22 protein-coding genes, 1 pseudogene and 1 riboswitch are annotated in these 26,711 nt (G+C 58.7%); of the genes and pseudogenes, 12 read left to right on the plus strand and 11 right to left on the minus strand.

Going from position 1 to position 26,711, the window contains the following annotated elements; genetic code table 11:
• Positions 1–468: 468 nt before the first annotated feature.
• The 3 genes from Q1A00_RS15690 to Q1A00_RS15700 all read right to left on the minus strand — a co-directional run bounded on the left by Q1A00_RS15690 (position 469) and on the right by Q1A00_RS15700 (position 2,767).
• Positions 469–1,356: a hypothetical protein gene (locus Q1A00_RS15690; protein ID WP_299757723.1), complete on the minus strand. Its 888-nt coding sequence runs from the start codon at positions 1,354–1,356 to the stop codon at positions 469–471.
• A 225-nt stretch (positions 1,357–1,581) separates the two neighbouring features.
• Entirely contained in the window at positions 1,582–2,067 is a 486-nt protein-coding gene (locus Q1A00_RS15695) for an adenosine-specific kinase (protein ID WP_298405018.1), read from the minus strand.
• 178 nt (positions 2,068–2,245) lie between these two features.
• The gene (locus Q1A00_RS15700; protein WP_298405016.1) at positions 2,246–2,767 is read right to left on the minus strand and encodes an aminoacyl-tRNA deacylase; all 522 of its coding nucleotides are present in this window, start codon (positions 2,765–2,767) and stop codon (positions 2,246–2,248) included.
• A 345-nt stretch (positions 2,768–3,112) separates the two neighbouring features.
• Here Q1A00_RS15700 and uxaC point away from each other — a divergent pair, with 345 nt between their 5' ends.
• On the plus strand, positions 3,113–4,540 hold the full coding sequence (gene uxaC / locus Q1A00_RS15705; RefSeq protein WP_298405014.1) for a glucuronate isomerase: 1,428 nt from the start codon (positions 3,113–3,115) through the stop codon (positions 4,538–4,540).
• Between the two features lie 48 nt (positions 4,541–4,588).
• On the opposite strand, the gene Q1A00_RS15710 is transcribed toward uxaC, so the two are convergent.
• Genes Q1A00_RS15710 through Q1A00_RS15720 form a run of 3 tightly spaced genes read right to left on the minus strand, consistent with a single transcriptional unit; the run spans position 4,589 to position 9,231 of the window.
• Positions 4,589–5,017: a hypothetical protein gene (locus Q1A00_RS15710; RefSeq protein ID WP_299757728.1), complete on the minus strand. Its 429-nt coding sequence runs from the start codon at positions 5,015–5,017 to the stop codon at positions 4,589–4,591.
• 9 nt (positions 5,018–5,026) lie between these two features.
• Complete coding sequence (locus Q1A00_RS15715) at positions 5,027–5,233, minus strand: hypothetical protein (RefSeq protein WP_298405010.1); 207 nt, start codon at positions 5,231–5,233, stop codon at positions 5,027–5,029.
• Positions 5,230–9,231: a CHAT domain-containing protein gene (locus tag Q1A00_RS15720; protein ID WP_299757731.1), complete on the minus strand. Its 4,002-nt coding sequence runs from the start codon at positions 9,229–9,231 to the stop codon at positions 5,230–5,232. The genes Q1A00_RS15715 and Q1A00_RS15720 overlap by 4 nt, the downstream gene beginning before the upstream one ends.
• 268 nt (positions 9,232–9,499) lie before the next feature.
• Here Q1A00_RS15720 and Q1A00_RS15725 point away from each other — a divergent pair, with 268 nt between their 5' ends.
• Complete coding sequence (locus Q1A00_RS15725) at positions 9,500–10,342, plus strand: GNAT family N-acetyltransferase (RefSeq protein ID WP_298408176.1); 843 nt, start codon at positions 9,500–9,502, stop codon at positions 10,340–10,342.
• A gap of 183 nt (positions 10,343–10,525) precedes the next feature.
• Here the strand turns inward: Q1A00_RS15725 and Q1A00_RS15730 are convergent, their stop codons facing one another.
• From Q1A00_RS15730 to Q1A00_RS15745, 4 genes are all read right to left on the minus strand, one after another.
• Positions 10,526–11,629, minus strand: coding sequence for a metal ABC transporter permease (locus Q1A00_RS15730; RefSeq protein WP_298408174.1), 1,104 nt, complete (start codon positions 11,627–11,629; stop codon positions 10,526–10,528).
• Positions 11,630–11,680: 51 nt separating this feature from the next.
• Positions 11,681–12,565 (minus strand): iron chelate uptake ABC transporter family permease subunit, encoded by an 885-nt coding sequence (locus Q1A00_RS15735; protein WP_298408172.1) that lies wholly within the window; start codon positions 12,563–12,565, stop codon positions 11,681–11,683.
• 86 nt (positions 12,566–12,651) lie between these two features.
• A complete protein-coding gene (locus Q1A00_RS15740) occupies positions 12,652–13,428 on the minus strand; it encodes a metal ABC transporter ATP-binding protein (RefSeq protein ID WP_298408170.1) in 777 nt (258 codons plus the stop codon).
• Positions 13,429–13,452: 24 nt separating this feature from the next.
• Positions 13,453–14,382 carry a zinc ABC transporter substrate-binding protein gene (locus Q1A00_RS15745; RefSeq protein WP_299643889.1) on the minus strand — a complete coding sequence of 310 codons (930 nt, stop codon included), beginning with the start codon at positions 14,380–14,382 and terminating at the stop codon, positions 13,453–13,455.
• A 437-nt stretch (positions 14,383–14,819) separates the two neighbouring features.
• Between Q1A00_RS15745 and Q1A00_RS15750 the strand changes: the two genes are divergently transcribed.
• The 10 genes from Q1A00_RS15750 to Q1A00_RS15795 all read left to right on the plus strand — a co-directional run bounded on the left by Q1A00_RS15750 (position 14,820) and on the right by Q1A00_RS15795 (position 26,224).
• Complete coding sequence (locus Q1A00_RS15750; protein WP_298408165.1) at positions 14,820–15,494, plus strand: TrkA family potassium uptake protein; 675 nt, start codon at positions 14,820–14,822, stop codon at positions 15,492–15,494.
• Positions 15,491–16,867: a TrkH family potassium uptake protein gene (locus Q1A00_RS15755; RefSeq protein WP_298408161.1), complete on the plus strand. Its 1,377-nt coding sequence runs from the start codon at positions 15,491–15,493 to the stop codon at positions 16,865–16,867. The genes Q1A00_RS15750 and Q1A00_RS15755 overlap by 4 nt, the downstream gene beginning before the upstream one ends.
• Before the next feature lie 24 nt (positions 16,868–16,891).
• Positions 16,892–18,073 carry a radical SAM family heme chaperone HemW gene (hemW, locus tag Q1A00_RS15760; RefSeq protein WP_298408159.1) on the plus strand — a complete coding sequence of 394 codons (1,182 nt, stop codon included), beginning with the start codon at positions 16,892–16,894 and terminating at the stop codon, positions 18,071–18,073.
• Between the two features lie 168 nt (positions 18,074–18,241).
• Positions 18,242–18,348: riboswitch (SAM riboswitch) on the plus strand.
• 60 nt (positions 18,349–18,408) lie between these two features.
• Positions 18,409–19,452 carry an S-methyl-5-thioribose-1-phosphate isomerase gene (mtnA, locus tag Q1A00_RS15765; RefSeq protein ID WP_298408156.1) on the plus strand — a complete coding sequence of 348 codons (1,044 nt, stop codon included), beginning with the start codon at positions 18,409–18,411 and terminating at the stop codon, positions 19,450–19,452.
• Positions 19,449–20,510 (plus strand): hypothetical protein, encoded by a 1,062-nt coding sequence (locus Q1A00_RS15770; protein ID WP_298408147.1) that lies wholly within the window; start codon positions 19,449–19,451, stop codon positions 20,508–20,510. Before mtnA ends, Q1A00_RS15770 begins: the two co-directional genes overlap by 4 nt.
• A gap of 45 nt (positions 20,511–20,555) precedes the next feature.
• On the plus strand, positions 20,556–21,530 hold the full coding sequence (locus Q1A00_RS15775; protein WP_298408144.1) for a carbohydrate kinase family protein: 975 nt from the start codon (positions 20,556–20,558) through the stop codon (positions 21,528–21,530).
• Positions 21,527–22,567 (plus strand): Gfo/Idh/MocA family oxidoreductase, encoded by a 1,041-nt coding sequence (locus Q1A00_RS15780; protein WP_299757739.1) that lies wholly within the window; start codon positions 21,527–21,529, stop codon positions 22,565–22,567. The genes Q1A00_RS15775 and Q1A00_RS15780 overlap by 4 nt, the downstream gene beginning before the upstream one ends.
• 20 nt (positions 22,568–22,587) lie before the next feature.
• Positions 22,588–23,850, plus strand: coding sequence for an adenosylhomocysteinase (gene ahcY, locus Q1A00_RS15785; protein ID WP_298408138.1), 1,263 nt, complete (start codon positions 22,588–22,590; stop codon positions 23,848–23,850).
• A 122-nt stretch (positions 23,851–23,972) separates the two neighbouring features.
• Positions 23,973–25,184: a methionine adenosyltransferase gene (gene metK, locus Q1A00_RS15790; RefSeq protein WP_298408135.1), complete on the plus strand. Its 1,212-nt coding sequence runs from the start codon at positions 23,973–23,975 to the stop codon at positions 25,182–25,184.
• 176 nt (positions 25,185–25,360) lie between these two features.
• Positions 25,361–26,224, plus strand: a complete 864-nt coding sequence (locus Q1A00_RS15795) for a YitT family protein (RefSeq protein WP_298408132.1) — start codon at positions 25,361–25,363, stop codon at positions 26,222–26,224.
• A gap of 47 nt (positions 26,225–26,271) precedes the next feature.
• Here the strand turns inward: Q1A00_RS15795 and Q1A00_RS15800 are convergent.
• A pseudogene (locus Q1A00_RS15800) lies at positions 26,272–26,711 on the minus strand (hypothetical protein); the annotation flags it as partial.

The following is a 26,711-nucleotide window of genomic DNA, read 5'->3' on the forward strand; positions in this document are numbered from 1 at the left end:
ATGTAAGCGCATATCAATTGTTGCACAGTGGATGAGGCAGGCAAGTGGGTTGAGGATTGTGAGGGTGAGTGCAATTAGGTATGCAAGGATGAACAACCATTTCTTTGCATCTGAGGGCAGTTCATATCGATAGTGGGGGTAACGAGCAGAAAGCTGCACACTGCACATTTTATAACATTATGTTATAGGTATAACAACCATGTTGACAGGTGGCAACCAACGTGGGGGCGTACCACAGTACCACAGGGTGTTGGGATAGGGCACCACGGGGCACCGCCCACGTCAAGGACCCACGATACCGCCCACGCCGGGGATACGACGCCCATCCCACGGTGCGGGACGCTAGGACGGGGTACCCCACACCGTGGGGGGCACCGCATGCGGTGCCCTTACGGGAACGGGGAACCCACTCGGCGGGTACCCCACAGCGGGGCACACGGGCATTTGTTATTCACCTGTTGGCATTCGTCATCCGCCCGCTGCCAGCATTCGCAGTCGGCGATCAAGCGGGCCATTTGGGCGATACGCTGCGCTGTGCGCAGACCACGCTGGCAGGAGATCGCGCTCGATCCACATCCAGCGGTCGGTTGTGGTGGCGATGCTGCGCGCACCGCTTAGTACTGTCGGTAGACCAAAGAAGGTGGAAAAGGATGGCCCACTAACCGGCCCGCCGCCGGTAAAGTCCATCCATGTTCCTAATGAGGCGATAAGACGGCCAAGGTCTGATAACTGTTCCATGTAGGGCGGTAAGATAGTCATCTGTTCGTGGCCGAGCAGCGTCATTGCAGCTTGGCTCACGAGTTCCCAGCCTTGCGTGAAGGTGGCCGGTTCACACAGAAGTCGGGCGCCTTCGTCGAGCAGGCGGAACGAGGTCAGGATGGCGTGATCGGCGTCAGTGGCGCAACGCTCTAGCTCGGCCAACCCGCCATGGATATACGCTAAATGTGCCCAGCCGGTATCTTGGAAGATAGCATCGTTGGCCTGTTTGATGACTAGTAAATCGGCTAACAATTGGTCGGTAGCGGCTGTGTGCAGCAGCGTGGGTGCAAAGAGGGCAAGGGTTACACCACGCCCTACTAGATCGCCGAGGAGATCGAGAATGGCGGTTGATGGCTGTAGCTGCGATGCGCCATTTGCGATTATCTGCTGAGGTGCGCGCAGTCGGTCGGCGAGAGCAATACCGATGCCGACTTGGGCCGAGGCAAATGCCGCGAGGCCGGCCCAACGGAAAAGCCATGGCTGGCGAAGGTACCAGTCGGCATAGGCAGCAGTAATAGCGCGATTGCGAGCGACGATCTGTTCCCGTGGCGGTAGATGTTGGTCGATGATGGCACACCAGTCAGCCTTGGTTGGCATAGGTTCCTCGGGGTAGTAGTGGGTCACCTAAAGGTGCGGAGGAGGTGAAGTGTGCAAGAGACGTTATACCGCAAAGCCGCCAAGGGCGCAAGGGTAGTAGGGTTATGGGCAAAGCGCGCATGCGACACCCTCCCCCCACCATCTTTTGCGCCTTCGCGCCTTCGCGTTTTACCTCCTTCACATCCTTCGCGTTTTGCCTCCTTCGTGCCCTTGCGTTGGATTCATCTATAGTTTGTACCCGATCCGGCGTAATAGGTCTTTACGCCACGCAATACCGGCATCGTCTTCGACGCCGAGCGGTGACGAGCCGTCGATCACACCGAGGATGCCACGGCCTTGATCACTTTCAGCGATGATGACCTCAACAGGGTTGGCAGTAGCGCAAAAGATGCGGCATACCTCCGGTACCTGTTTTATGGCGTTTAACACATTGATCGGGTAGAAACCATTGCCGAGCACAATAATAAAGCTGTGCCCGGCGCCAATAGCCAACGCATTCTCACGGGCTAGCCCGATCAATGTTTCGTCGGTGCCGCTCCAGCGCACGAGCCGCTCGCCTGACGCTTCACAAAAGGCGAGGCCAAAGCGGATACCCGGCACTGCGTTGACTAATGCTTCATGCAGGTCTTCGACCGTCTTGATAAAATGGCTTTGGCCGAGAATGATATTCAATTCGGCCGGCTTGGTAATCGAAACGAGATGTAGTTGCATTGTCCACCCTCAATTAGAAGACGCATAACTGACGATTGCCACCACGCAAAGGCGCGCAGTGTATGTACTGCAAAGGCACGAAGGACGCCACGGGGCGTAAGGTCTTGTACGGTTAAGGGTGACGTAGGCGCGAGAATGCTCTACCAACAACATCCTTTACACCTTTGCGCTAACAACCCTACCAAGCACCCATTTCTTTGATGTCGTTGCGGGTAGCAGCCACTTCACGCCGGTGTTCAGCGATGAATGAAGCTACTGTTGGCGCAACTAGTCGGACAAAGTCGCTGTAAGGCAAACTCATAGCAGTAGTATGCTCGCCGGGTTGGATAAAGATGATTGGATCGGATTGCAATGTCTCATCCACATACACCGGTATCTGGTAGAGATTGCCGAACGGTGGAATCGCACCGATCTCACAGTCAGGAAAGGCTTCGGCAAGCTCAATTTCCGTCGCCAGTCGCACCTCGCTGACAGCAAGCATGTTGCGTACTTTGACCAGATCAATCCGATGTGAAGCTGGGACAACCAACATGACCAGCTCGCCATCAGCTACGACGACGATCACCTTCGCGACCATCTGGTTCGGAATATGCTCACGTTCGGCGACCGCCTGCGCCGTGTAGGCCGGTGCGTGATGGTATACGTGGTAGGCGACGCCATTGTCGTTGAGGTATTGTTCGATTCGTTCGCGGCACCTCATTGTGCTGCCTCCTGTGTATTTGTCAGCTTGTGATCTCTTCGACGTAGGAGCGTAAGGATACGTATACTGTAGCGTATCAAGCGGCGGTGATGCGAAAGAGATTGCACACGTAGAGCGAAGATCTGTTTACAGTGCAAAGACGCAATGTGTGTACACCGCGACGGGCGCAAGGGAGGGGAACGCAAAGCCACAACGGCCGCAAAAGGGCGCAAGGGGGAGGGAGGGGCAAAGCGCGCAGGCGACACCCTCCCAACACCACCCTTTGCGTCTTTGTACCTTTGCATTTTGCCCCCTTCGCGTCTTTGCGTTTTACATCCTCTGCGTCTTTGCTTTGAGAGGAGCGATATGCAATGGAAACTCTCACCTGACCGTTGCTTTAGTAGCGACCCAGCCCAGCGCAGGTTGGCGCGCACGCTGTACGAGCGGGTGAAAAGATTGCCGCTCTTTTGCCCGCACGGCCACGTGCCGCCCCAGATGCTGGCTGACCCAACGGCGCGGTTTGGGACGCCGGTCGAGCTGTTTATTCTGCCCGATCATTACGTCTTGCGGATGCTGGTCAGCCAAGGGGTGTCGCTTGAGCAGTTGGGGATTGCGCCGCGCGATGGTGGTTGGTACGAGACCGACCATCGTGTAATTTGGCAACGATTTGCTGAGCACTTCCACCTATTTCGCGCCACGCCGACTGGTCTCTGGCTGGCAACGACGCTGATCGAGCTGTTTGGCGTTGAGGAGCGGCTTACGGCGGAAAACGCTCAACGTATATACGATTATCTGCAACACCGCCTCACTGAGCCAGACTTCACGCCGCGCGCCCTGTTCCGCCGTTTCCAGATTGAGTTGCTAGCCACTACCGACACCGCCACCGATTCGCTTGCTGCACATCGCGACCTGCACGTCGAGGGATTCGGCAACGTGCGCCCTACCTTCCGCCCCGACGCCTTGCTCGCACTTGATGCACCCGATTGGCGCACGCAGATTGACCGGTTGAGCACTTTGTCAGGCGTCGAAGTTCACGATTACCACAGCTTTATCACAGCCATCGAGCAGCGACGGGCGGCGTTTAAGGCATTGGGAGCACTAGCAACTGATCACGGCGTTGAGACGCCGTACACGGCGCCGTTAAGCAACAGCGAGGCTGAGACCATCTTTGCCCGCGCCATGCGTGGCACTGCTACCACGCGCGATACTGCGCGCTTTACTGCCCACATGCTGATCGAGTTTGCTCGCATGAGTTGCGAAGACGGATTGGTGATGCAATTGCACGCTGGCAGTCTACGCAACCATCACACTGCACTCCTCACCCGCTTTGGTCCCGACAAAGGCGCTGACATACCGGTGGCAACGGAATGGACGCGCAATTTGCGACCGCTGCTCAACGCTTACGGCAGCGATCCGCGCTTCCGCCTGATCCTCTTTACGCTCGACGAGAGCAGCTACAGCCGCGAGCTAGCACCGCTGGCCGGTTACTACTCGGCCGTGCGGCTTGGCCCACCGTGGTGGTTTTTCGACAGCGTGCAGGGGATGCGGCGCTACTTCGATCTCGTGATTGAAACGGCGGGTTTTTACAACACTGCCGGCTTCAACGATGACACCCGCGCTTTTTGCTCGATCCCGGCTCGCCACGACGTTTGGCGGCGGGTGAGCTGCGATTGGCTGGCAAGGCAGGTGGTCGAAGGTCTTCTTACCGAAGATGAAGCGAGCGAATTGGCCGTGGAGTTGGCAATTGGGTTGGCACGGCGGGCGTATCAGTGGCAGATGGGCAATGGCACATAACACCCGCCGTGCCCCCATCGCATACCGTGTCCTGTGACCCCTTGGCTGTTACCAACCCCACAGCAAAGCAAGGATTACGGTTATCAAGCAGGCCGTTCCAGAGAGGAACATAGCTTGCGCAGCGCGGAGCAGGTTTGCTTTACGCCCTTGGAGATGGCGGTACATTTGTTGCATCTCGGTGAGGTTGTCTTGCTGAACGCTGAGGCGGCGCGGCAATGCAACCAGCATAGCGGCGATGAGGGAGGCAAAGAATGCGCAAATACCGGCAGTACCGGCCCATTGCACAACCGGGTTCTGAAGGTATGCAGGTTGATCACTCAGGGCCAGCACGGCAAAGAGCACGCCGTACAATCCCGTGACCAATTGGGTGATCGTTTGCGCACCAGCTTCGAGTCGCTCGATATTGCCGCGCTGCTGACTCTCAAACCATTCGCGCAGTTCACGATCGTCAGTTGTTTCGGGGCCAAGGATACGCATAGCCATCCTTCACTGGCGGGTAACTACTATCCGAAACCGTTGATCGCAGCCAACCGGGTTTTTACAGCGTAGACTATACACCACCTCGCGCTCACCGCGGTAAATAACGATTCGCCCGCGCTGCACGATTTCGTCGCGGGTCCAGACATTGACGTAGCCGCACTTTGGGCAAGTATGTTGCACTGCTGTCTTCCCAGTCGGTTCTGGATTCGTCACTTTAGCATCTCCGCTACAAGACTGCGGTAAGGTTCGGGGAGGGCGGCAAGATCAGGCGAACAACCGCGCAGCCATGCGGCGACGAGGCGCAACGCCGCCGCCGCCGCCAGCCACGGCGATCCGTCCACTTCGCCGGCTTCGGCTTGGTCAGCAGCTTGGTCAAGCCGCTCGGCAAACTGGCTCCGTTCGGCAGCAGTTAGCTCTGGCTGTCGCAACAACTGCGCCCCCAATTGCACGAGCGGCGCCACCTGCGCCAACACCAACAACTCAGCCTGCTGCGCTGGCGTCAATTGGCTCAGCAGTACCGCTACTTGTTCGGCGAGAGCCTGCACTTCAGTCGCTGCCGGCAATGTGACCGCTTCGCCCCGGACCTGCTGCTCTATCACGGTCAGTAACAGCGCCAGTTGAGTCGGCAGGGCTGCTTGAATCTGAGCCGCTCGCTCGGCCATACCCGGCTCGTCGCGCAGGCGAAGCTGCAACACGTGCAGAAAATCGTTCGTGCCAGCGATGGGCAAAGGCTGAATCGCTCGCAGCACCGCCAAATCGTGGGCTAACTCCCAACGTGATGTGCGATCACCGGTGCGCATTGTTTGCACGTAATGATTACAGATCTTTGTGAGCAGCGCGACAAATTGCCAATCATCACGACCTCCGTCGCGCCACGCAATGATCGCCTCGCGGATAGTCGGCTCCGGCACGCCAGCAGCGCGACGGCGCACCTCTTCCAGCGTTGCTCGGTAGCTAGCTAAATCAGGATGGCCGGTACGCTCATCAAGCTCCACTACCTCTTCAAGTAGAGGGACAGCGGTAGCGAAGTCACCTTGGCCGACGTGGAACATAGCAAGGTTGTACAGCGCAATGCTCAGGTTTACAAGGCTTTGGCGGTCATCACCGGCCATACGGAACGCGGCTACCGCTGCCTCTCGTGCCCGTAACTCAGTCACCTGATCACCGAGCACATTGGCCAGATGACCGATGCCCATCAGTGCATCGGCGCGTTCAGCGGCTGTGCCTTTGGTTAGCAACGGCTCAGCGGCGAGCAACAACTGAGCGGCAGCATCGGCTTGATCGGCGAGGGCGGCCACCAGTGCAGTGACTACTGGTGCCAGCGCCTCTTCAGCCAACAGTCGTTCAAGTTCGGCCCGTACCTCAGTGGCTGACATCTGGCCGCGTTTAGCACGCACCACAGCCGCGATTAACGCCCCGACCAAACGAGACGGCGTTCCCACACTTGCGAGCATCGCTTCCATCTGCTGGACGAGCTGAGCAGCTTGGGCTGCGTCAGGCGCTGCGCCAATTGCTTGCAGCAACTGCCAGCCCGCGCGGGCATTGGTTAGCGCCTTGGCATACTCACCTTGGATGAACTGCACTTGGGCCATCATTATCAGCGTCGCGCTCTTGCCCTGCACATCGCCCAAGCGTTCCTTGATGGCGAGGGACTCCTCGTACAGGCGCAGCGCCCCGTCGAGGTCGCCCCGAATCACCAGCAAGGTTGCTTGCTGATGGAATACGCGGCTCAACAACGGCTGATCCGCTGTTTCCTTGGCCACCGCCTCGGCCAAGCCAATACACTGCTCGGCCTGCACCGGTTGACCCAACCGACTGAAGATTGACGCAGCCCGCCACGCGCACCAACCGCGCTGGTCAGTTGGCAGGTACGGTAGTGCGGCAGCGATGTCGGGAAGCAAGAATTGGGTCAAAGCAGCGACGTCGGGATCAGTGTTAATCCCGCTGTAGGCTAGTTCGACCAGTTGAGCAACCCAAGCCGCGTAGCGCGTGCGTGCCGGGCCAAGATCGTGCTCCTGCGCCAAGCGCCCTAGCACGCTAGCAATGACCGGCTGCACACTGTAGGTCAGCGCACGGTTGCGCTGCTCATCGTAGCCGTGGCCTTGCAGCAGTGAGGCTTGATGCAGCAGTTCTAAGCGCTGGTGAGCTGCCTCGTCTTCCAATCCCCAAATGACAGCTCCGTGCGAGGGTGTGATGACCGGATTAGCGATAATGGTCAAAGCCAGCAGGTTGGCCTGTAGGTCAGCGGGGAGCGCGTTGAGCGAGATGCGCACGTTGATTTCGAGCGATGACTGCTGGTACATCGGCGCGGCCGGGTCGTGGGCTTTAGCCAACTCGTCGCGCAGGTTGGCAAGAAAGGTAGTCTCGTCGTCTTGGCTCTTTGCCCAGCGGGCGGCGGCCAGCGTCATCGCCAGTGGATGGTACTCGACAGCAGCGGCAAGCTCTTCTAAGAAAGCCTGCGAAGGAATGCGCTCACCTACGTGCTGCCGCATCAACGTTACGCTGTCTGCTAAACGCAGTCCCTTGAGCTGATGACCCTGTTCGGCGGGCGGGTAGAATGCTTCGCCGGCCAACCCAACCGGGGATTGGCGGGTAGTAAAGAGAAGATGAACGCCTGCATCGGCCAGCCGCCGCACCAAGCGCTGTACCGCCGCCGCCTCTTGACGTTGTTCGTCGGTAAAGGGAACGCTATCTGTATCACTCACTTCGCGACCCAACCGCCAGAGCACGGTCTCATAATTATCCCAGATCAGCAACAGGCGTGGACGGGAACGGGCAGCTTCGACCAGTACACGTTCCTGCTTCTCTATGGCTTCGGGAACATCAAACGCCTGATCTCGTATACCCAGCAACTCGGCCAGCGTCTTGCGTACCGTCGCCGCACGCAACAGTGTATTGTCGCCGGGCAAGAAGAGACTGATAGCCACAATCCCATCGTGGAAGTGAAAGCGCAGTCGTTGGGCGAGGGCATTCACGAGGGTGGTTTTGCCAATACCGCCCGTGCCGCGTACCGTCACAATCCGTCGCTGGTCGTGGATAAACAGTCGCGCCAATTCGACCAATTCATGTTGCCGACCGACAAAATAACCGGCGGTTGGATCAGGGGCACGCAATTGTTCGGTATTCGGCCTCGGTGGTTCGAGCGGTGACAGCGCCGCTGGGAGCGTAGGCTTTTGGGTCGGCCACACATAGCCTTGGGCATAGTAGAGCACCGGCACAGCCCATTCGCGCGGCTCGCTGCGCAATTGGTCTTTGAGTTTCAAGCGCGCTCGATACAAGGCCTGCGCCGGATGGTTGCCGGCAGCGAGCACGCGGTAGAAAGTGCGGGCGAAATGGGCGGCAGCTTCATCAAGAACGTGATATTGGGTACCCAGCACAACCGGCACACCCTGCTTGACCAACGCAAGGGCCAGATTAGCCCCCGGCTCGTGACTATCAGCAGTGCGACAGGCATTCAAAAAAGCGAAATAGGCCGAGCCGCGCAGCAAAGCAGCCAAATCAGCCACCGGTTGCGCATCCATACAACCTGCACCGTCATCAAAGCACAGAACCGGCGTGCCATTCACCACATCACCATGGCCGGTGTAATGAAACAGAATCGGTTCCGCCGCAACGAGATCATCAGTGAGGGCTTGGCGAGTCGGTGCGATCCGCTGCCATCGGATCGGCACCGGCGGATTTTGGCGGGCAAGATCGTCGCGCAGCAGGTCAAGCTCCTGCACAACCCTCAGTCGCGGGAGCGGCGCATAGTCGGCAAGCAAACCGGTCTGGGGATCGCGCACTTCCTGCAACAGTGGGTCGCTGCCCATCACGACGAGGCGCCACGGTAGGGTGGGATCGGGCGGCGAAGGGAGGGGCGCATTCGGCACTTCACGCACGAAGAGATAGTTGAAGATCAGATACTCAGCGCCATCGTGGAGAAACTCCCACGGCACAGCAGCCAATGCGGGATCATCGGTCTGAATAGCGATAAGGCTGTCAGGATGAGGCGCGCGCGGCAGGGCCGCCAGTGCGGCGCGCAGCGTGTCGCCGCCCAAGGCGGCGAAGAGGCGTTGACCATACGCGAGCGGATCGCTCGGCACATGACGCTGAGCGAAGAGTGGTTGCTCAACCAGCAGCGCGGCCGGCTCGACAGTGGCAATTGTCTGGTCAGCAATGCATACGTCTACACGATGCGAGTCACGGCGATGGAAGGCGATGGTGATGGGCATCGAGCAGCCTCCGAGTCGATTCACACCATACAGTATAGCACACAGATCTAACGAAAAGGCGCGAGGAAAGCAAAGGCGCAGCGGGGCAAACGCAAAGACGCAACGCACGCAAAGACCGCGGCAGGGATGATATGGTTGAGGGCGACACAGGTGAGCGGTCATCTCACAACGCCCTTCGCGTCCTCTGCACCCTTTCCGTCTTTGCGTTGTACACCCTTTGGGTTTATCATGTTGATGCGCGTTTTGCGCGTTCTGGAGTGTATCAATTGTGACAACACCCGACATCACCATCATTTCTGCCGACGAATGGCCGCCGGTGCTCGAACTCTTTGACCGCTGCAACCGCACTGACGGCATTGTCTTACCGGTGACACTCGATGCCGACCCATCGCCAACGCTGGTTGCTGCACGGATCGGAGAGACGGTCGTTGGCGGCGCAGCGATGTACGGCTACTTCGAGATCGAAGCGGTGATTGCGGTAGACCCGGCGTGGCGGCGACGCGGAATTGGGCGGTGTTTGATCACGCAGATCGGGCAATGGGCACGAGCGCGAGGGGGAAGCTGGGTGGCACTAGCCGACGAAGCGGGGCCAGCCGTGGCCGGCTTTGCCACCGCGTTAGGGTTACAGCGCTTGCACGGCGAAATCCAACTGGCGCTTGATGCGGCACTGTTACCACCACTACCACCCCTGCCAGAGGCATGGCAAACCCGCCTTGCCGAAACCAATGATGCCGCAGCGATCAGCGCAATCATCGCCGATGCCTTCGGCGACCCCGCCGAGCAAGTCGCAGCATTTGTCGCCGACCGCATCGCCAACCCGGTGCATCGCTTTGTAATCGGCGAAATCGCCGGGATTCCGGTGGCGGCAATGCGGCTACTGCGCAGTGCGCAGGGCATCACGATCACAACGTTCGGCGTGCGCCGCGATCAGCAAGGTCGCGGGTATGGCCGGCTGTTTTTGCTCACCACCCTTTACCGCCTGTTGGCAGCCGGCTATCACGATATTCGGATTGAAGTGGAAGAGACGAACAAGCCTGCGTATAACCTCTACTGCGCCTGTGGATTTACCCCGCAGCGGCGGTATGGAGTATACGGTCTGACGCCCACGTAGGGACACACAGCAATGCGACCCTCCAGCCATGTACCCACTGTGGCGGCCCATCTCCCCAAGCAGGGAGCGGGGGAGGCTTGTTGTGACGAGGAAGCGCAGCCCCCGAAGCAATCCTCTCTTCGACGTACAGGCACATCATGCCGGTAGGGATAGGGTTGAAACCCGCCCCTATCAGCAGTAACTTCATCCAATACTGGCCTCGCGTGCCAATGCCCGCCCTTGCTCGGTTAGATACAGGACACCATCTAGTTGTTGCACAAGCCCGCTCTGAATAGCGCGACGAACGACGGCGCCGGCAAACGTCGGTTGCCAGCGTAGTTCCTCAATCAAATGTTGTGAGTGACATTCGACCCCGGCCTCGCCAGTACCCTCGTGGTTAAGCAGGTGCAGTACAAGCATCTGCACTGCGAATCGCTCGCGCCGACGACGATGCTGCCACGTCTGTGCAACGATACCGCGTTGCGGGGCGAAGAGCCACGCAATGCCAAAGCCAATGCCAGTCATCGTTGCCATTGCCCCGGCAATGGAGACATCGAAGAGACGCGCTAGCCAGTAGCCGCTGATTGCGGCGAGCACGCCTATCGCGACGCTCAGGCCGACCATACGCGGCAACCGGTCGGTGAGGAGGTAGGCCGTCGCCGGTGGCGCAATCATCAAGGCGATGACTAAAATCGAGCCGACTGCGTCAAAGGCAGTGACAGCAGTCAGCGAGACGCTCGTCATCAGGCCGTAGTGAATGATGGTGGGAGTAAAACCGAGCGTCGCTGCTAGAGCAGGATCAAACGTGACTAACTTCAGCTCTTTATAAAAGAGCATAAGCAAAGAGGCGTTTACCAGTAGAACACCACTGCCGAATATTAGCGCTCGTGGCAGACTGATGCCAAAGAGATCAATGCGGTCGAAGGGCGCAAATGCCAGTTCGCCGAGCAAGACACTATCAGTATCGAGATGAATATTACCGGCGTAGCGCGAGATAAGGAGTACCGCAATGCTGAAAAGTGCCGGAAAGACAAGCCCAATGGCAGCGTCTTCACGTACTAGTTGGCTGCCGCTGATCAATTCGACAAGCCAGACAGTGAGAACCCCCATCGCGACTGCACCTACGAACAGCAGTGGTGAAGACAGACTGTCGCTAATGAAATAAGCAAGTACAATGCCGAGCAGGACTGTATGACTGATCGCGTCGCTGAGCATTGCCATGCGCCGCAATACGAGGAATACCCCCGGCAGAGCACAGGCGGCAGCGATAATGACGGCAATCAGTTGAACTTCGAGTTGTGGGGTCATAGTATGTTTTCGGAATCGGGAAACGCTATGGTGGAAGGCAATATCATCTCGTTAATGGTTGTTGCCTATCTGTCGCCAACGAGTGAGTCGCCATCGTTGCCAGAGCAGCCCGCGTTCAGGGGCGATCAACAGCGAGACAGCGGTTAACCCACTCATCGTCAACACAATCACCGGCCCGGTCGCAATCCTGTCGCCCAGTGCGCTGATCCACGCCCCTGCAAATGCTGCCAACGCGCCAAAACCGGCAGCCAGCAGCACCATCGTCTCTAACCGGTTCGTCCACTGCCGTGCAGCCACGGCCGGCGCAATCAGCATTGCGCTCATCAACACGACACCGACTGTCTGTAACCCGATCACAATCGCTGCGACGATAACACCGGTCAGCAGGACTTCAACGCGACGTACAGGGAGGCCGAGGCTACGGGCAAAATCGGGGTCAAAACTGATCAGCTTGATGGATGGCCAAAAGAGCGCCACTAGCGCTAGCGCCGGCCCGCTGATTACCAGCATTGCCCATAGATCACGCTCAACCAACGCTGCTGCTTGCCCGAACAGAAAACTCTTGAGACCAGCCTGCGCCGCAGTAGGTTGGCGTTGCACATACGAGAGCAGCACCAAGCCGAAGCCAAAAAAGACCGCGAGAACAAGTGCCAATGCCGTATCATCTTTAATCCGACTGGTACGCACGATTGCCAACAGCCATAGTGCGGCGGCCAATGCTGCAATCGCCGCGCCGATCAGCAGGGTGAACGTATCGCGCTGACCGGTGATGAGAAAAGCCAATGCAATGCCGGGCAATGCTGCGTGTGACATCGCGTCGCCGAGCAGTGCTTGTCGGCGCAGCACTGCAAAGCAGCCCAGCAGACCACTGATTGCGCCCAGCAGCATTGATCCGATGGTGACGGTGCGTAGCGTGTAGTCAGTGAAGAGTTCCATATCCGTGTCTCGCTGTGATCGAGCGTTGCAATGCTCAGATTTTGTGCTCCACGACGATGAACAATGCAAGCCGTGCGTCTTATTGCTCAATCCCCCGGCGCCGGAGTAGGCGTCGTAACAGCATCGGCTGCGCCATTCCTGCCGAGGATAGCAAGCCGGCCACCGTAAGTTGCGCGCAGGTTGGTTTCGGTAAACACCTCGCGCACCGGCCCAGCCGCGATACGACGCACGTTGATTAACGCCACCTGATCGAAATACTCTGGCACCGTTTGCAGATCGTGATGCACGACCACCACCGTCTTACCGGCAGCGCGCAGGTCGCGCAGAATCTGAATAATCGCCCGTTCGGTAACGGCGTCTACGCCCTGAAATGGCTCATCCATAAAATAGACTTCGGCATTTTGGGCTAAAGCACGAGCAAGAAAAACACGCTGTTGCTGCCCGCCAGAGAGCTGACCGATTTGGCGTTGGGCAAAATCGGCCATTTGCACCTGTTCGAGGGCAGCGAGTGCCACAGCGCGCTCGGCCCGTCCCGGTCGGCGGATCCAGCCAAGATGGCCGTAGCGACCCATAAGCACCACATCAAGCACCGTAGTAGGAAAATCCCAATCAACACTGCTCCGTTGCGGCACATAAGCCACAAGACGCCGTTGCTGTTCGTAAGGCCGGCCCAGAATGCGCACACTACCTGCAGCCGGCTTTACAAGTCCTAAGGTTGCTTTTAGGAGTGTCGTCTTACCTGCTCCATTCGGGCCAATAATCCCCATCAAAACACCACGTGGTACGCGCAAATCGACATCCCATAGCACCGGTTTATCACCGTAAGCGACCGTTAAGTCCTCGATTTCAACCGCTGGATGCATAGCATCACCTCATCGCTCTAGTTCCTATGTGTCGGCCGGAGCCAACGCAGTGACGATCGTCTGCATATTGTGAAGCATCATTCCAAAGTACGTGCCTGCCGGCCCATCGGGATCACCAAGTGAATCGGAATAGAGTTCACCGCCGATACGCACTTCGTGGCCGACAGCGCGCGCTGCACTCTGCACTGCCTCGATGGTGCGCGACGAGACGCTGGTTTCGACGAAGATCGCTGGAACTCGGTGCGTAACCACCAATTCGGTAAGCGCACGAATATCGGCGGCGCTAGCCTCAGCGGCGGTACTGATGCCTTGCACCGCTTCGACCCGGAAGCCGTAGGCGTGACCGAAGTATTGGAACGCATCGTGCGCCGTTACTAGGATGCGTTGCTCGAGTGGAATACGCTCGGCCATGATGCGCAACTCGGTATCAAGCGCCTGAAGATCGGCCAGATACTGCTCACTGCGCTGCCAGTATAGAGCACTCCCGGCTGGATCAACCGCAATTAGTGCATCGCGTACTGCTTCCACCGCGTAGCGCCACCGTTGCGGATCGTGCCAAACGTGTGGGTCATAGGCTTTGTCACCGTCTTGCCAAGCCAAGAGCAATCCTTCCGGTATCGCTTCTGCAACGGCGATGACGGGAATCCGCCCGCTGCGTTTGATCCCCTCGAACACACGGGCAAGGTTGGCTTCGAGATGCAGACCGTTGTAAAGAATGAGAGCAGCTTCTTGCAGTGCAAATAGATCGCTCTCAGTAGCAATGTAGGTGTGTGGATCGATGCCGGGGCCGAGCATCGTGCGCAGCGTAACCCGCTCACCGGCAATTGCCTGCACGATATCGCTGATGGGGCCGGTGGTTGCAACCACTCGGATGCGCCCGTCACTGACCGGCGTGGCGCAACTTGCGAGTGAGAGTATGGTGAGCGTTATGATTAAGCCAAGCCGAAGATGCATATGAACCTGTTCAAAAAACATTTTTAGTCTATCCTAAAACTAACAAAGAAGCGAGCGGTTGTCAAGTACCAAGTCCGAATATGGGGTACAGCAGACCCTGCGGGACTTTGGATGGGGCGTTCTCTTTCTCTCTTGCCACTGAGGTGAGGGGCCATCTGCGTGTTGAGGAGGAGATTGATTCAGGGGTTACACTCCTCGTAATGACAAACCGCCCCCTCGCCCCCGTGGGGAGAGGGCGGGAGGGAGGGGCAGGGTCGCTTGACTGGGAAAGTGGGCGGAATACATTTCGCGCGACCGGGGAGTACCAGTCCGCAGCGCACCGCCCCTCGCCCCCGTAGGGAGAGGGAGGGTGGAGAGGAGCCATACACCTAGTCGCTCCTTAATCTGCGGTACAATGCAGACAACATACCTAACAGCCGTCGAAGGAGGGGAGTCGCATGGCGCGCAAGCCAAGCCAGCTCGAATTCGCCGTGATTGGTCTTGGTCGATTCGGACGCAGCGTTGCCCTGAACTTGATCGAACGCGGCCACACCGTGTTAGGCATCGATCGCGATCCAAACATCGTCCAACAATTAGCTGACCGCATGACACAGGTCGTTGCGCTCGATTCGACCAACGAAGATGCACTGCGGGCGGTTGATATTTTGTCCTTCGACACAGTTGTGGTCGCGATCGGGTCGCAATTTGAAGCCAACTTGATGACCACCGTCGCCCTGAAACAACTAGGGGTTAAGCGTGTCGTGTGCAAGGCGCTTAATGAACGCCAACAGTATATCTTGACCAGAGTCGGTGCCGATATGGTTGTGTTACCTGAACACGAAGCCGGCGCCCGGCTGGCGTGGCAACTTTCGGAACCGCACCTGCTTGAACACCTAAACCTTGGACACGGCTTCAGCGTAGCAGAAGTCAAAGTGCCAGCGCCGCTGGTGGGGCAAACGTTGATGCAAAGCGGGTTGCGCCGGCGCTACGGGATCAATGTCTTGGCAGTGAAGCAAAGCGACAACAAAATGCTCGTCACCCCACCGCCAGACTATGTCTTTCGCCGTGACGACCGGATGCTCATTATCGGCTCTGATGCGAATATCAGTACGTTCTGCGATTTATCGTCATGATCTCACTTCCTACTAGCCGTTCCCTTAACCGCTTACGGCGCAGACCCATCCCGCCGCCACTCAGACTCGTCGGCGGTTTAGCTCTGTCGATAGCAATCGGCACCGGGTTGCTCTTAATACCGCTCAGCAGTACCCGACCATTATCCTTCATGGAGGCGCTCTTCACGGCCACCTCTGCGCTGAGCGTCACCGGCTTATCGATTATTACACCGGTACAAGACCTTTCATTCATCGGGCAGATTCTGCTGATGCTGCTGATCCAAATCGGCGGTGTCGGCTTTATGGTCGTCGCCGTGATTATTTTTCGTCTCCTTGGCCGGCGGATCAGCTTTACCGACCGGCTGGCGCTGAGCGATTCGCTCGGTCTTCTTTCGCCAGCAGCAATTTTAAGCCTTACGAAACGGGTGCTGATTACCGTCATCACGATCGAGGCCATTGGCGCGGCGATGTTGTATTTGCACTGGCGTACCGATCCGCGCCTCAGTGAAGGGCAGGCGCTGTTTTATGCACTGTTTCATTCGGTCTCGGCATTTTGTAACGCCGGCTTTGATCTCTTCATCGGCACTCCCGGCTTTGCAGATGGCCTCCCCCGCGATAGTGTGACCCTCTTTGTGATGGGGGCTTTGATCTTTTTAGGTGGTCTCGGTATTCCAGTAGTCGCCGATTTGACTTCGTATTTCCAAGGACACAAATTCTCATTGCATACCCGTATTACCCTGCTCGTAGTCACGATCCTCGTCGTTGGTGGGTCAGTTGGTCTCTGGCTCAGCGAAGGGTTTGATACCGATGGTGCTCTGCACAACGAACCCCTCGCTCGCCAAATCATTGTCACGACCTTCCAATCAATTTCAGCTCGCACGGCTGGCTTTTCTGGCATTGCCAATTTTGAGGAACTGACGCCGGGCAGTCAACTGCTGTTGATCACGCTGATGTTCATTGGCTGTGCGCCCGCCTCGATGGGCGGCGGCATTACGACCGGCACCTTTGCTGTGCTCTCTATTTCGCTCTGGAGCTATGCCCGTGGCCTACCCACTGCGCAGTTTAGTGGACGTAGTCTCGCGACCGGTATGGTGCGGCGTGCGGCTGCAGTGTTGACGATTTCGCTCTTTGTCGTGCTGCTCGCCACGTGGCTCATTGTGACAACCCACGATACCACGCTCGACCGTGCCGTCTTTGAAGTTGTGTCAGCTTTTGCCACGTGTGGGCTATCATTGGGATTGACTGACGAACTTAATCCCATCGGTCAGTTGGTGATCATTGCGGTGATGTTTTGGGGCAGATTAGGCGCTCTTACGATCATCAGCGCCATCGCTCGACCAAATACGTCGCCGCAACACGTGATCTATCCAGAAGAGCAGATTCTGATCGGGTAATATACTCACCGAGAACATCACCACATGCGCCATCTTTACCTTCATATTCCATTTTGCCATCGTCGCTGCTCGTACTGCGATTTTAACACCTACGCCAACCTAGAGCATCGGATTGCGGCGTATGTTGATGCGCTCTGCGCCGAGCTAGCCATGCTGCGCGAGTATCTCCCACCATTGCCGATCTCTGCTGAAGCAGCGGCGTTACGACCGAGCATCTTCTTCGGCGGCGGCACACCGAGTATGCTCACACCGGCCCAGATCGAGCGCATCTTGCAGGCGGCAGCAGCAATTGTGCCCTTAGAGCAGGCCGAAATCTCGCTCGAAGCCAACCCCGGCACGGTGTTGGGGCGCGATTACCTGCGCGATCTGCGCGTGCTGGGCATCAACCGGCTGAGCATGGGCGTGCAAAGTCTGCACGATCCAACCTTGCGCATGCTCGGACGCATCCACACCGCTGCTGAGGCACGCGCTAGCTATGAAGATGCTCGGCGAGTGGGATTTGAGTCGATCAACCTTGACTTTATCTTTGGCCTGCCCGGACAAGACTTGGCTGAATGGCGGGCCACCTTGCAAGAGGTGATAACGTGGGATGTCGATCACTTCGCACTCTACTCGCTGATTCTGGAAGAGAGCACGCCGCTCTATGCGCAAGTAACGGCGGGGCGCTTGCGCGTACCTGATGACGATCTGACCGGCGCGATGTACGAGTTAGCGATGGAGCTGCTTGGCAACGCGGGCTACCGTCACTACGAGATTTCAAATTGGGTTCGTTCCCACCCCGCTGACCGACCTGATGCCCCACCCACACTGGCCTGCCAGCACAATCTCGCCTACTGGCTCAACAGCGACTACCTCGCCGCCGGCGCTGGCGCGCACGGTCACGTCTTCCCACAACGGTACGCCAATCTGCGCCCGATCGATGGTTACCTCGCTGCGGTACAGGCCGGACGCCGCCCAATCGCCGAGACCATCCCGCTCACCAAGGCCGATCTCGCTGCTGAGACGATGTTCATGGGGTTGCGGCTCGATATCGGTGTCAGCTTCAGCCACTTCGCGGCCCGGGTTGGTCAAGCGTTAACCGACATCTATGGTACGACACTGGCCGACCTAAGCGCACAGGGGTTGATCACAATCGAGAGCGAGCGGGTACGGTTGACCGAGCGTGGGCGGATGGTAGGGAATAAAGTATTCGCTCACTTTGTGTGATAGCATCGCGCTAGCGCACAATGCCTCTGCATACCAACCACTGCTCAGCAAAAGAGGGTCATAGGCAAGCAATTTCTCGCTTGACACAGCTATTTGCCGCAGCCTCACAATCGTGTTATAATCGCGCACAACGTTCGCTTGCGCCATGGTGCGTCGGCGAACTTCAGATGCTCATCGAGATGGGCTGAGGGACTGGCCCGATGACGCCCGGCAACCCCCGTCAGGGAAGGTGCCAAATCCAGCGGCAATGGACAACATTGGCCGGAAGATGAGAGGAACGACGTGATTATCGGAGCCTCTCGCCGCGCGAGTGGCTCCATCTTATTGCAACGCCTATGGAACTCCGCACTGTCTGGTGGGAAGATGATACCGTTCGCCTGATCGACCAGCGCAAGCTGCCGCACACGTTTGAAGTGGTGCATTGCACCGAGTTAGCCCACGTCGCCCATGCGATTCGCAGCATGCAAGTGCGCGGCGCGCCGGCGATCGGTTGCACTGCTGCCTACGGGATGGCATTGGTTGCCCGCCAGAGCAGGGCTGCTACTCCAGAGGCGCTGCTCACCGAGCTGCAGCAAGCGAAGGCAACCCTCGACGCTCAACGCCCGACCGCAGTGAACTTGGCATGGGCAACGACGCGCATGCTGCGCCGGGCCGAGGCGGTTGCGGCAGAAGGAGCAGACGCGATCAAGGCGGCGCTACTCGCTGAAGCTGAAGCTATTTACGCCGAAGACCTCGCGATGTGCCACGCCATCGGTGATCACGGTGCGCCGCTGATCCCACCTCGTGGCCACGTGCTCACCCACTGCAACGCCGGTGGCCTCGCCACTGCCGGCTACGGCACCGCGCTGGCGCCGATCCGCACTGCCTTCGCCCAAGGCCGCCCGATCCACGTCTTTGTTGATGAGACCCGCCCCTTCTTGCAAGGTGCGCGCCTGACGGCGTGGGAACTGTTGCAGGCCGGCATTTCGCAAACCTTGATTACCGACAATATGGCTGCTTTCATGATGCAACGCGGCCTCGTTGATTGCGTGATCGTCGGCGCTGACCGCATCGCCGCCAATGGCGATGTTGCTAACAAGATTGGCACCTACGGGTTAGCCGTCTTGGCTCGTTATCACAACATCCCCTTTTACGTCGCCGCCCCCTCCTCCACGATTGACCTCGCTACCGCCAGCGGCGCTGAGATACCGATTGAGGAGCGCGATCCCGCCGAAGTAACCCATATTGCCGGCGTCGCCATTGCACCGCACGGCGTTCAGGCTGCCCATCCAGCGTTCGACGTAACACCGCACGAGCTAGTAACGGCCATTATTACTGAACGCGGCGTGGTGCAGCCACCGTTCATCGATGCTCTCCGACACCTTGCGAGCGGATCATGAGTGGCTTTGGCGCATTTCAACCGGCTTGCCGGCCCCTGCTGCGCGGCGGGTTGCCGCATAACAATCCGGCAATGGTTGCCCAGTTGATCTGCCAGTATCTGCCGCAAACGCCGGCATGGCCGTTGCCGCCGCCGCGCACGCTGGCCGAGACACCGTTTGCGCTGGCGGCGCAGGGGTTGCCCGGCGTGCAGATCGATGTTGAACGCGACCGGCTAGCGGTTGAGCACGAAACCCTCGAACGTGATGCCGCGCAAGTCGGCCTCGCCTACCTTCGCGGCGATGCTCAGTTTGCTGCACTGAGCGGCCCGGCAGTAACAGTGCTGGAAGAAGTCTTGCGCCGGCTCAATACCGAAGAACGGCAACCGCTGTTGCTTAAATACGAAACGATCGGCCCGGTGAGTCTCAGCTTGGCGCTGACTGATAACCACGACCGGCCACTGGCCTACGAACCGGAATGGCGCGAGCTACTGCTCTATCTGTGCAGCTTGCGCGTCGCATGGCAGCACGAACAGGTGCAGGGTTATGCCCTGCGTCGGCTGGCCATGATCGAAGAGCCGTTCCTCGATGCGCTGTCAACGCCGCTCTGCCCGCTCACGTGGGAGGATGGACTCGATCTGCTCAACCGGTTGCTGGCCGATCTGCCGAGCCGCCGCGGTCTCTTTCTGAGCGGCGGGGTGCAGTGGGCAGAGGTGTTGCATCTGCCGGTTGATGTGATCGGCTGTCATCTAGCTGACCACCTGCAACCGCTGCTGGCTGCCGCGACGCCGCTCGCCGAATTTCTTGCCGATGGCGGATGCATGGCTTGGGGCGTGGTGCCGGCGGAAGCGCGCCTGCTCGCCAACGCGCAGAGTAGCGAGCTGCGCGATCAGACGTTGCAGGCGATGCGGCAGATCGCCGCAACCACCGGCGTTGATACGGCAGTGGTGCAGCGCCAATCGTTTATTTCGTTCACTGGTAGCCTAGCCTACCTTAACCCGGCCCAAGCCGAACAAGCCTTACAGCTCTGCGCCGAGACGGCGCAGTTAGTCCAACAAGCGGTTGGTTTTACCGAGATATAACATTGGTCTCCCGCTCATCGCGGGGTATGTAGAGGAGTACGTACCGTGAAGATCGTGGTCACCGGCTCGCTTGCCTTCGATTACATTATGGATTTTCCCGGCTACTTTAAGGATTTTATGCTGAGCGACAAAGCGCATATTATCTCGGTCAGTTTTTTGGTCGACTCGATGCGCAAGTTGCGCGGCGGCGTCGCCGGGAATATTGCCTATAATTTGGCGCTGCTCGGCGAACGACCACTCATCGTCGGCGCCGCCGGCCACGATTTCGGCGCCTATCGCGAGTGGCTTGAAGATCGAGGCGTAGACACGAGCGGGATTACGATCATCGAGCACGAGTTTACCTCCTCTTGCTTTATTAATACCGATCAGGCCAATAATCAGATTGTCGCGTTCTACGCTGGCGCTATGGGACACGATCACCACAATTCCCTCTTGGACCGCGGCTTGACGGCTGATGATTTGGTGCTGATTTCACCGACCAACCCCGACGCGATGCGCCGGTTCGCCCGCGAATGCCAGCAGATGGGGGTGCCCTATATTTTCGATCCGGGCAAGCAGACGCCCCGCCTTGACCCTGACTTGCTGGAAGTTGGCTTGAAAGGGGCGCGAGTGTTGATTAGTAACGACTATGAGTTTGGCATGATGGCGAAGTGCCTTGGGATTAGCGAACCCGAATTGATCGGCCAAGCGCCGATTACGGTGGTAACACGCGGAGTTGATGGTTCGCAGATCTATGTTGATGGTCAACTCGCTGCCCAGATTCCAATCGCCCCCGTTACCGAGGTACGCGATCCGACCGGCGCCGGTGATGCGTATTTGGCCGGGATTGCGTTTGGGTTGGCACGCGGCTTGCCGCTGGAAATGACCGGCCGGATTGCCGCGCTCTGCGCTGCCTACGCGATTGAAGAGCGCGGTTGCCAAGAGCATCGCTTTACACTGAGCCAGTTTGCCAACCGGTACCGCGCTGCGTTTGGCCACGATTTGCCGCTCGACGTCTTCTCGCTGCAGGAGGCGGCATGAAGTGGGGCATTCTTAGCGCTGGCCGGATTGCCCGCCGCTTTGCCGGCGCGCTTACTGCTTCAGCGACTGAACAGGTGGTGGCAATTGCGGCCCGCGATGGCGAGCGCGCCACGGCGTTCGCCGCCGACTTCGGCATTCCGCGCGCGTATAGCAATTACACCGCGCTGCTAGCCGATCCGGAAGTTGAGGCAGTCTATCTTGCGTTGCCCAATAGCCTGCACGCCGAATGGTCAATTGCGGCGTTGCAGGCCGGTAAGCACGTGCTCTGCGAAAAGCCAATGGCGACGACGCTGGCCGATGGGTTGGCGATGGTGGCTGCGGCGCAGGCTAATCGACGGCTGTTGATGGAAGGGTTTATGTACCGCTTCCATCCCCAGACGATCACCGTGCAACGCTTGTTGGCTGATGGCGTTATCGGCGAGGTACAGCAGGTACGTGGCAGTTTTGGCTTCCTGCTCGACGATACAACAAATATTCGGCTCAATGCCGACTTAGGCGGCGGTGCGCTTTACGACATCGGCTGCTACCCGCTGAGCTATGCCCGTATGGTCTTCGGTTCACAACCACGCACAGCGAGCGCCTTTGTCAACGGTGCGCCTATCGATTTCAGTCTCAGCGGTCTGCTGCGCTTTGATGGTGATCGCCATGCCACTATCACGTGCAGCTTCCGCAGCGCGTGGAACCAGCGGGTTGAGATTATTGGCGACGCTGGCTGGATCCATCTTGAACGTCCGTTTAACCCGACCTCCGAACAGGCGACGAGCATCGCTGTGGCCCGTGGCGGTCGCCACGTTACTGTCGAAACAATCACCATTCCGCCTGCCGACCACTTTCAGTTGGAGGCGGAAGGCTTCGCGCGGCTCGCTGCCGCCGGTGAACCCATTCCCGCTATCGGCGCCATGCCGCTCACCGAGTCACTCGACAATCTCGCCGCGATGGAGGCGCTGTTTACCAGCGCCCACACAGCAACCCATTCCGTTATTCGTGCATCAGCGTTCGTACCGGAGTGGCCGGTAGGAACGCTCACGACATCCTAGCAAAGGAGCGATTACACCGTATGACTGCCAGTTACGACGTAAAAGACCTCAGCCTCGCTGAACAGGGCCGCAAGCGCATCGAGTGGGCCGAGAAAGAGATGCCGGTGCTGCGCTTGATCCGCGAGCGCTTTGCCCGCGAGCGACCATTGGCTGGCCTGCGCATTAGCGCCTGTCTGCACGTCACCACCGAGACCGCCAATCTGATGCGCACACTGGCCGCCGGCGGCGCCGATATTGTGCTCGTTGCTTCAAATCCGCTGAGCACCCAAGATGACGTTGCCGCAGCGCTGGTTGCCTATGAAGAGATTCCAGTCTTTGCCATCAAAGGTGAGAGCAACGAGGTCTACTACAGCCATATCCGCGCCGCGCTCGACCACAATCCGCAACTGACGATGGACGACGGCGCCGATTTGGTGACCGGTGTGCTGAAAGATCGGCCCGACCTGATCCCGCACATGGTCGGCAGCACCGAAGAGACGACTACCGGCGTCATCCGGCTCAAGGCAATGGCCAAGCAGGGCGTGTTGCCCTTCCCGGTGATTGCGGTCAACGACAGTGATACCAAGCACATGTTCGACAACCGCTACGGCACCGGGCAAAGCACCCTTGACGGCATCATCCGCGCTACCAACATCCTGCTTGCCGGCAAAACGTTCGTGGTCGCTGGCTACGGCTGGTGCTCGCGTGGTATTGCCGAACGTGCGCGTGGCCTCGGCGCAAACGTGATCGTCACCGAAATCGACCCGGTGAAGGCGCTCGAAGCGGTGATGGACGGCTTCCGGGTCATGCCAATGGAGCAGGCAGCAGCAGTGGCTGATTTCATCGTCACTGCCACCGGCAACAAGCACGTGATCGACAGCAACGCCTTTGCCGTGATGAAAGACGGCTGCGTGATCGCGAACAGCGGCCACTTTAACGTCGAAATCAACATCCCGGCCCTCGAAGCGATGAGCGTTGAGAAGCGTCAGCCCCGCGCTTTTGTTGATCAGTACATTTTGCGCGACGGGCGAGCGATCAATCTGCTTGGCGAAGGCCGCTTGATCAACCTAGCGAGCGCCGAGGGGCATCCAAGTGCGGTGATGGATATGAGCTTCGCCAATCAAGCCTTAGCCAGCGAGTTCTTACTGCGCAACCAAGGCAAACTACCGGTAGGCGTACATGCATTGCCCAAAGAGCTGGATCGCGAAATTGCAGCGTTGAAATTGGCGGCAATGGGGATCACGATTGACACCTTGACCGCCGAACAAGAGGCGTACCTGAATTCGTGGCAAGAAGGAACCTAGTAGGAGTACACGACCGTGCGCCCTACCCACGGTCGTGCGCCCGCATCCGACCGGTCGGCCCGTGCCGGTGCGGTGCCGACCAACACAAATCGTGAGGATTTGTACAGTAGCAGAGGTTGACTATGGCAAACACCTTCATGAACTCGCCACGCTTCTACTTCACCAGCGAAAGCGTGAGCGAGGGGCACCCCGACAAGATGTGCGACCAGATCAGCGATGCCATCCTCGATGCTTTCCTCAGCCATGATCCAAAAGCACGGGTTGCGGTCGAGACGGCCACCACCACTGGGTTAATCGTCGTGTTGGGTGAAGTGACCTACGAGCGCGGCTACATCCCAATCGAAGAGATCGTGCGCCGCACGGTGAAAGAGATTGGTTACACCAATGCCGAATACGGCTTCGATGCCGACACCTGCGGCGTGATGGTCGCTATCCATGGCCAATCGCCCGATATTGCTCTTGGTGTAGATAAGGCGTTAGAAGCCAAGATTGGCGCCATGCAAGACGACGTGGAAGCGGTGGGCGCTGGCGATCAGGGCATGATGTTCGGCTTTGCCTGCGACGAAACGCCTGAACTGATGCCGGCGAGCATTGCCCTCGCGCACCGGCTCATCCGCCGACTCGAGCGCGTGCGGAAAGACGGCACCCTGCCCTACCTGCGCCCCGACGCCAAATCGCAAGTCACGGTTGAATACAGTTTCGGCAAACCGGTGCGCGTCGATACCGTCCTGATCAGCAGCCAGCACGCGCCTGAAATTACCCAAGAGCAGATTCGAGCTGATCTGATCGAGCACGTGATCAAAACCGAAGTCCCAGAAGCGTGGCTCGACTCACAGACCAAAATCTTTATCAACCCAACCGGTCGCTTCGTAATCGGCGGCCCCATGGGCGACAGTGGCCTCACCGGTCGCAAAATCATCGTTGACACTTACGGCGGTGTTGCCCGCCACGGTGGTGGTGCGTTCAGCGGCAAAGACCCATCGAAAGTTGACCGTAGTGCCGCCTACGCCTGCCGCTGGGTCGCCAAGAATATCGTCGCCGCCGGCCTTGCCCGCCGGGTTGAATTGCAGGTTAGCTACGCCATTGGCGTGGCGCGCCCGCTCTCGCTCAGCGTCGAAACGTTTGGCACCGGCGCAGTGCCCGACGAGGTGATTCTCAAGGCAGTCAACGAAGTGTTCGACTTGCGGCCCGGCGCGATTATCCGCGACCTTGACCTGCGCCGCCCGATCTATCGCAAAACGGCCGCCGGCGGTCATTTTGGCCGCACCGACATTGACTTGCCTTGGGAGCGTACCAACCGAGTTGAGGAACTACGCCGCGCTGCGGGGTTGTAAACGCGAAGGACACGAAGGGGTTATCGCAAAGGCGCAAAGCACGCGAAGGACACGAAGGATTGTGAGAGGGAGTGATTGCACGCTTATCCCTTGTCTTCCACTTCCTTACGCCTTCGCGTCTTTGCGTTTAACGTTCCCAGCGCCTTTGCGTCTTTGCGTTAACAAGGAGTGTTTCAATGACCGCTGCATTGCGCTGGCGACGCATTGCCAGAACGTTGTACGACTACGCCCTCCTTACCATCGGTGCGCTGCTCAGTGCGACTGCTGTCCGCTTCTTTCTTGTGCCCAATCAAGTTGTGACCGGTGGCATCACCGGCGTTGCCCAGCTCCTCAACACATTTCTTGGTACACCAGTCGGTATAGTGGTCCTCATCTTGAATGTACCCTTACTCATTGCCGGCTGGCGTTACCTCGGCGGAGCCGTGTTCGGCGCGCGCACACTCTACACAGTCGTCGTGATGTCACTCGCCATTGACGGCCTTGCCCCCTTCGCTCGCTCCATCACTAACGATCCCTTGCTATATAGCCTCTACGGCGGTCTCATCGACGGACTAGGGATTGGGTTAGTCCTGCGCGCTCGCGGTACGACCGGTGGAAGCGATATTCTGGCGCGCTTAATCGAACGGCGTTTTAGCATTCAACCGGGCCGCAGCCTGCTCGGGTTCGACACACTCGTCTTTACCGCTGCCTTATTTAGCTACGGGCCTGAAAAGATACTCTATGCACTGTTGGTGGCATTTACCGCTAGCCGCACCATCGACACCGTATTGGCGGCCGGCAAGGGCGCACGACAGGCGCTAATCATCACCTCAACCCCAGACCCCATCCGACAAGCAGTCCTTACCCGCTTAGGACGGGGTATCACCCAACTCGAAGGCATTGGCGGCTATACCGGTGCCAGCCGAGCCGTACTGTTGTGTGTTGTCGCCCGCACCGAAATTGGAACGCTCAAGAACATTATTGCCACTGCTGACCCGGCTGCGTTCGTGATTGTCGGCGAGGTTGACGAGGTGATTGGGGAAGGGTTTGGGATGGCGTAACGAAACCCTGTTTCGACCCCACTCACCAACCTAATATTCGACAGCGCTCACGGCCACCACCGCCCCACATCGGCAATGGCGCGGGCCACATCTGCCACTGCCTTCTCACCGCCCAACGCCGCGATGACCGGCGTCAGTTCGCGCAGATCGACGAGCAGATCGTGGCGGCGACGCTGCGCCAAGATTGGCAGCGTCTCAGCCCAGATCTCATAGAGCCGGGCACGGGGCAGTTCGATGAGGTGCGGCGCCAGCGCCCCCAGCGCCTCGGCGCGCTCTTCAGCATCCTCACTCGCCCGCGCCGCCGCCAACGCCTCCCCCAGCAATCCCTCCGGCAGGTGCGGCGCCAGCGCCTTTAGCGCCAAGGCACGCAACCTCTCCACCTCAATTGCCCGCGCCGCCGCCAACGCCTCCCCCAGCAATCCCGCCGGCAGGTGCGGCGCCAGCGCCTCCAGCGCCTCGGCGCGCGGCCACTCATCCTTAATCGCCC

This window comes from uncultured Chloroflexus sp. (assembly GCF_938091255.1).
Classification (GTDB): Bacteria; Chloroflexota; Chloroflexia; order Chloroflexales; family Chloroflexaceae; genus Chloroflexus.

What these genes read in the sequence shown, in the direction of transcription:
- ahcY (WP_298408138.1), top strand. Translation starts at nt 22,588, where the DNA reads ATGACTGCCAGTTACGACGTAAAAGACCTCAGCCTCGCTGAACAGGGC.
- Q1A00_RS15695 (WP_298405018.1), bottom strand. Translation starts at nt 2,067, where the DNA reads ATGCAACTACATCTCGTTTCGATTACCAAGCCGGCCGAATTGAATATC.
- Q1A00_RS15690 (WP_299757723.1), bottom strand. Translation starts at nt 1,356, where the DNA reads ATGCCAACCAAGGCTGACTGGTGTGCCATCATCGACCAACATCTACCG.
- mtnA (WP_298408156.1), top strand. Translation starts at nt 18,409, where the DNA reads ATGGAACTCCGCACTGTCTGGTGGGAAGATGATACCGTTCGCCTGATC.
- Q1A00_RS15770 (WP_298408147.1), top strand. Translation starts at nt 19,449, where the DNA reads ATGAGTGGCTTTGGCGCATTTCAACCGGCTTGCCGGCCCCTGCTGCGC.
- Q1A00_RS15745 (WP_299643889.1), bottom strand. Translation starts at nt 14,382, where the DNA reads ATGCATCTTCGGCTTGGCTTAATCATAACGCTCACCATACTCTCACTC.
- Q1A00_RS15780 (WP_299757739.1), top strand. Translation starts at nt 21,527, where the DNA reads ATGAAGTGGGGCATTCTTAGCGCTGGCCGGATTGCCCGCCGCTTTGCC.
- Q1A00_RS15755 (WP_298408161.1), top strand. Translation starts at nt 15,491, where the DNA reads ATGATCTCACTTCCTACTAGCCGTTCCCTTAACCGCTTACGGCGCAGA.
- hemW (WP_298408159.1), top strand. Translation starts at nt 16,892, where the DNA reads ATGCGCCATCTTTACCTTCATATTCCATTTTGCCATCGTCGCTGCTCG.
- Q1A00_RS15735 (WP_298408172.1), bottom strand. Translation starts at nt 12,565, where the DNA reads ATGGAACTCTTCACTGACTACACGCTACGCACCGTCACCATCGGATCA.
- Q1A00_RS15720 (WP_299757731.1), bottom strand. Translation starts at nt 9,231, where the DNA reads ATGCCCATCACCATCGCCTTCCATCGCCGTGACTCGCATCGTGTAGAC.
- Q1A00_RS15700 (WP_298405016.1), bottom strand. Translation starts at nt 2,767, where the DNA reads ATGAGGTGCCGCGAACGAATCGAACAATACCTCAACGACAATGGCGTC.
- uxaC (WP_298405014.1), top strand. Translation starts at nt 3,113, where the DNA reads ATGCAATGGAAACTCTCACCTGACCGTTGCTTTAGTAGCGACCCAGCC.
- Q1A00_RS15795 (WP_298408132.1), top strand. Translation starts at nt 25,361, where the DNA reads ATGACCGCTGCATTGCGCTGGCGACGCATTGCCAGAACGTTGTACGAC.
- Q1A00_RS15730 (WP_298408174.1), bottom strand. Translation starts at nt 11,629, where the DNA reads ATGACCCCACAACTCGAAGTTCAACTGATTGCCGTCATTATCGCTGCC.
- Q1A00_RS15740 (WP_298408170.1), bottom strand. Translation starts at nt 13,428, where the DNA reads ATGCATCCAGCGGTTGAAATCGAGGACTTAACGGTCGCTTACGGTGAT.
- metK (WP_298408135.1), top strand. Translation starts at nt 23,973, where the DNA reads ATGGCAAACACCTTCATGAACTCGCCACGCTTCTACTTCACCAGCGAA.
- Q1A00_RS15710 (WP_299757728.1), bottom strand. Translation starts at nt 5,017, where the DNA reads ATGCGTATCCTTGGCCCCGAAACAACTGACGATCGTGAACTGCGCGAA.
- Q1A00_RS15750 (WP_298408165.1), top strand. Translation starts at nt 14,820, where the DNA reads ATGGCGCGCAAGCCAAGCCAGCTCGAATTCGCCGTGATTGGTCTTGGT.